The sequence below is a fragment of the Nocardia sp. NPDC004722 genome, from assembly GCF_053601505.1.
The window spans coordinates 1-1,291 of record NZ_JBSGBY010001081.1; the positions used below are offsets into that span (position 1 = coordinate 1).

General features: G+C 62.4%; 2 protein-coding genes and 1 tRNA gene. 1 reads left to right on the forward strand and 2 read right to left on the reverse strand.

The features are described 5' to 3' along the window. The first annotated feature begins 94 nt into the window (after window positions 1-94). A complete protein-coding gene (locus ACWELQ_RS45850) occupies window positions 95-421 on the forward strand; it encodes a cyclic-phosphate processing receiver domain-containing protein (RefSeq protein ID WP_452403220.1) in 327 nt (108 codons plus the stop codon). Window positions 422-554: 133 nt separating this feature from the next. Here the strand turns inward: ACWELQ_RS45850 and ACWELQ_RS45855 are convergent, their stop codons facing one another. Together ACWELQ_RS45855 and ACWELQ_RS45860 are read right to left on the reverse strand one after the other, a co-directional pair. Next, window positions 555-1,040: a hypothetical protein gene (locus ACWELQ_RS45855; protein ID WP_452403221.1), complete on the reverse strand. Its 486-nt coding sequence runs from the start codon at window positions 1,038-1,040 to the stop codon at window positions 555-557. A gap of 50 nt (window positions 1,041-1,090) precedes the next feature. Next, window positions 1,091-1,163: transfer RNA gene (locus ACWELQ_RS45860), tRNA-Asn, on the reverse strand. Window positions 1,164-1,291: the final 128 nt, after the last annotated feature.

The window sequence follows — 1,291 nt, forward strand, 5'->3', positions numbered from 1 at the left end:
CCCGCCACGACGCCTCAACCCCCACCAACCCCAAGGACATGGCCCGCGAATGGGCCAAAACCCTCCCCATCTCCACACTCGCGACAATCGCCAGGTGACCGACCGCCCACCCGTCATCCTCGGCATCGATGACTTACGAGCGCTGCCTCAGGCGAAGCGCATCGCACGCAACAGCCACGAGGGCATCGCCCTGCTCGAGGAGTTTCGCGACCGCCCCATCGACGAACTCTGGCTTGACCACGACCTGGGCGGCGAGGACACCATCATGCCGGTCGTGACCGTGCTCGAAGAGGCGGCGTTCGATGGCCGCCCCTTCGAAATCGGCACCATCTATGTGCACAGCGCCAATCCCATTGGGGCAGAGACGGTTGTCCGGGTGCTCGGGCGGTGGGGCTATCGCGTACGCCGAGCGAGGGCATAGGCCGATTCCGAACTGCTGAACGCGTTGTTGCCACCGCCCACCGACACATCCGGCGAGTACAAGAATGAAACCAACTGCCCCGCAATGCGATATCCCGCACCTCACCGGCGATGAAGACTGCCCGGGGCTGGGATTACTTCTTGATGATCGATTGGACCGGTTGATGGCTGGGGTGGGCTTCGGCGACGCAGATGACGCCGGTGAATGACTTCCAGCTGGATTGGTCAATGGAATAGTAGGTCTTCAGGTCGATCGTGTCGGTGAGACCGGCGGTCGACAGGAGAGCGGATAGGGAATCGGCATCGCTGAACGGGTCGATGCAATCGCCTGCGCGGAGATCACGCACCTGCGCTACAGAGCGAGGATCATCGTTGTGGATGCCGTGCCAGATATAGAGTCCGAGACCCACCACCAGCAGCGGCACCGCCAGCACGAACACGATCAACGGGATCTTGCGGCGCGGCGGACGCGGGGGCTGTGGCATCGGATAACCGACAGTCACGCCATGGCCCGGCGGCGGGAAACCCGGGCCCGGCGGAACCGGCTGCCACTGCGCGTCACCGTAATTCGGCTGTTGTGGATTCAAGCGAGCGCCCTCCCCCGGCGCGATGAAAACCATCTCCCTTAAACGAGAAAACCCCCGATCGGATAACCGATCGGGGGTTTGAGCTCCCCCATCTGGACTCGAACCAGAAACCTGCCGATTAACAGTCGGCTGCTCTGCCAATTGAGCTATAGGGGATTGTTTCCCTGGCTGGCTCTTCCGAACCGGCCGGGGAAAACTTTAGCGTATCGGTTGTACAGTTCCCAAATCGCGGCTCTACCTGCGGGAATACGGGGGTTTGGGGGACGGGGTGCCGGATCGACAGG